This window comes from Pseudomonas avellanae BPIC 631, from assembly GCF_000444135.1.
GTDB classification, from domain to species: Bacteria; Pseudomonadota; Gammaproteobacteria; order Pseudomonadales; family Pseudomonadaceae; genus Aquipseudomonas; species Aquipseudomonas avellanae.
Genome location: NZ_ATDK01000590.1, coordinates 1 through 3,126, shown reverse-complemented (window position 1 = coordinate 3,126; position 3,126 = coordinate 1). Strand labels below are relative to the sequence as shown.

Below are 3,126 nucleotides of genomic sequence, written 5' to 3'. Positions count from 1 at the left end.
TTTCAGTCGATCCGGCACATGCAGCGGAGTCAAACAGAAACTATTGGGCTTGTGCTCAATGGGGAAGCCCTTGTAGTACTTTAAAATCCGTTTTCTGAGGCGACCCCGGCGTATGCAGACACGCGGAAGTGGGTGCTTGATGGCATCATTGATTATATCGCGCCCCAGGTTTACTGGCCCTTTGCCCGCAAAGTCGCCCGGTATGATGTGATAACCCGGTGGTGGGCCGATACCGTCAGGGGCACCGGCACTGCGTTGTATATCGGCATGGCGCTTTACAAGGTCGGTACCCCTTCAGCCGCTGAACCTGACTGGACGGCTGAAGGCGGTGTGCCTGAAATCACCCGACAGCTTGACCTGAATGATTCCCTGACTGACGTGGGGGCTGCATGTTGTTCCGCCATATGTTCCTGAGAGAGCCGCAGACGCAGCAGGTTGTTGAGTATCTGAAAGCGCGCTGGGCGGCAGCCGGATGTCTGGCAAAAAAAGAAGAGGAGATATAAATGTACCCCATCGATTATAACAGCTACCGCTCTGTGAAGGGGTTTAACCGGCGCGTGCGTTTTCTTGTCATGCACTACACCGCCGTTGATTTCGCCGCATCTGTGCGGGCACTTGCCGGTGACGGCACCGTGAGTGCGCATTACCTGGTTCCGGACCCGGACGACAAAACGTACATTGCAGCCGGTTTTAACGACATGCGTGTCTTTAACCTGGTTGATGAAAACGAACGCGCCTGGCATGCCGGGGTCAGCGCCTGGGCCGGACGAAGCAATCTTAACGATACAGCCATCGGAGTTGAGGTGGTTAATCTGGCGAGTGATAATGACGGCGTGTTTGTCTTCCCTCCCTATAAACCGGTTCAGATTGACGCAATCAAAGCGCTGGCAATCAATATCCTCCAGCGGTACCCGGACATCAGCTCTGTGAATATCGTGGGACATTCCGACATTGCGCCGGGCAGGAAAAGCGACCCCGGGGCCGCGTTCCCGTGGAAATCCCTCTATGAGGCCGGAGTCGGGGCATGGTATGACGATGACACCCGGTCAGCTTATCTGGCGCAGTTTACCGCCGCGGGACTTCCGTCTGATGAGGGTATCATTGCCAGACTGAAGGCATACGGCTATGACGTATCCGGCGCAACAACCGCATCGGGGCTTCAGCTGCTTGTCCGGGCCTTCCAGCTCCATTTTCGTCAGGAAAACTATGACGGCGTCATTGATGCAGATACGGCGGCCGTTCTTTATGCCCTCGTTGATAAGTATTTTCCACAAACAAAGGAGTCAAAATGAGGCGGTTTACACCCGTTGATTATGACTTTGCGTCGGGCAAAAGCCTCAGCGACTACGCCCTTGAGGCAAGTACGGCGTTTCCTTTTGCATCCGCCGGCTTTGATGGCAATGTGCTCAGGCTTGTTGCCAGCGATGTGGCAGGAGGGGAGCTTATCATTCACACTGACGCGGGAACTCAGGGGATCGGACTGAGGCTGAAGGTGAAAAACGCGAGAGGAAATGCCACTACCGGAGGGGATGCGAACGCACTGATTAGCAATGAATATGTCGATACCACAACGGTCGGTAACGGGGCCCTCATTATATCCGTCAGGTATGATGAGACATTCGAATTCACGGGATACAGCCTGATTAACGGGTAGACTCCTGATCCGGGTTCCGGCACAGAACCCCTGAGTACCGGGGCTGTGCCGGAAGCTGGTAAACGTCAGCTGTTTTTTCAGTAAACCTGCCACCGCTGCCGCTTTACAGCCGTGTAAATAAAAGACCTGCGGTCCGTCGGAGAGTCTTTTTCAAATCTAAAAAAGTAGTGACCGTCCGCCGCGCAGCAGATGCCAGCGTAACAAAAACAGCGGCGAACATATTGTTAAGGAAGATGAATATGATTCAGATAAAAAGCACGGCATTTAAAGAAACCGCGCTCCTCGTTCTTGTGCTTTTCCTGTCCGGGGCGACCACCTTACCACCGACCATTGTGAAGAAAACAGCTCCCCCGGCTGGGGTGCCTGAACGAAAAGTCTGTTCCGGTCAAAAAGGGACGGTATTCCTGATTGCAAGCTCGTCGCAATATGACGAGAACATCATCCCGGAGATTGAGACGGCGTTTTCCCGCCAGTGCTACGCGGTTGACAAACGATATCTCGACCAGAAGCCTACCAGGCTGGGTTACGTCAATACGGATGAAAAGCGGGCCCGGACCCTCATTAATGCTCTCAGTAATCGCAACGTGCACTACCTCTGGTTTGTCAGGGGCGGCTCGGGGGCGCTCAACCTTTACCCTGCCCTGCATGCAAGCCGACAGCGTATTTCAGCCTCAACGCCGAAAATCCTCATCGGCTTCAGTGACGTAACGGCCATTCACAGCTTTGTCAGTCATGAGCTGAACTGGCCAGGCGTGCATGGCGTGGTGGCGTCTTATAATAAAGAAATGCATGAGATTGATAACAGTAAAAAACTCAGTATGAACAACAGTCTGAATGAAGTCTTTGAGGCCCTGTCTCACGGGGTTAATTACACCGGCATCGAGCCGATGAACCGTCAGGCAGCAAAAACAGTGAGTGGTAAACTGGATGGCGGGAACCTGACCCTGGTTCAGTCTCTGTTTTCCACTGTCTATGAGGGCAGCTATTCAGATAAAATTATGATGCTGGAAGATACGGGGGGAACTCCTGAACAGCTTGACCGCACCTTGCATCAGATAGAGTACAGCCGGAAATTTCACCCACGCGGTGTTATTTTTGGTCAGTTTTACGGCCTGAATGCCAGCGACGAAGAAAAAACGCTTTACCGGTATGTGATAAAACAGTTCGCCGGGCGCGTTAACTATCCGGTTTATTATTACCCGGAATTCGGGCATGGTGAAACTAATCAGCCATTTATTCTGGATCATCAGGCCAGTATTTTATGCAACAACCTGTCCCGGTTGTGCAGCCTGACACAGACTCCTGTAAATGAATAACCTGCATGGGGTCGGTTCCGGCTGGGGGCGAAATGACACCTTAAGCCGTTTCGCGATGCCTGCGCACGATGTCAGTGACGGTGTTTTTGCTGATACCCAGATATCGGGCGATCCAGGGATGCTCCGATCAACTTGCCGCGCGTCAGCGGCAAGTCG

3 protein-coding genes and 1 pseudogene are annotated in these 3,126 nt (G+C 53.1%); all 4 read left to right on the top strand.

Going from position 1 to position 3,126, the window contains the following annotated elements:
* Positions 1-108: 108 nt before the first annotated feature.
* Positions 109-503 (top strand): annotated as a pseudogene (locus DW49_RS1000000131465) (family 10 glycosylhydrolase); the annotation flags it as partial.
* Positions 504-1,292, top strand: coding sequence for an N-acetylmuramoyl-L-alanine amidase (locus DW49_RS0127655; RefSeq protein WP_024421548.1), 789 nt, complete (start codon positions 504-506; stop codon positions 1,290-1,292).
* Positions 1,289-1,654: a hypothetical protein gene (locus DW49_RS0127650; RefSeq protein WP_024421547.1), complete on the top strand. Its 366-nt coding sequence runs from the start codon at positions 1,289-1,291 to the stop codon at positions 1,652-1,654. The genes DW49_RS0127655 and DW49_RS0127650 overlap by 4 nt, the downstream gene beginning before the upstream one ends.
* A 239-nt stretch (positions 1,655-1,893) precedes the next feature.
* Complete coding sequence (locus DW49_RS0127645; protein WP_005621995.1) at positions 1,894-2,970, top strand: LD-carboxypeptidase; 1,077 nt, start codon at positions 1,894-1,896, stop codon at positions 2,968-2,970.
* Positions 2,971-3,126: the final 156 nt, after the last annotated feature.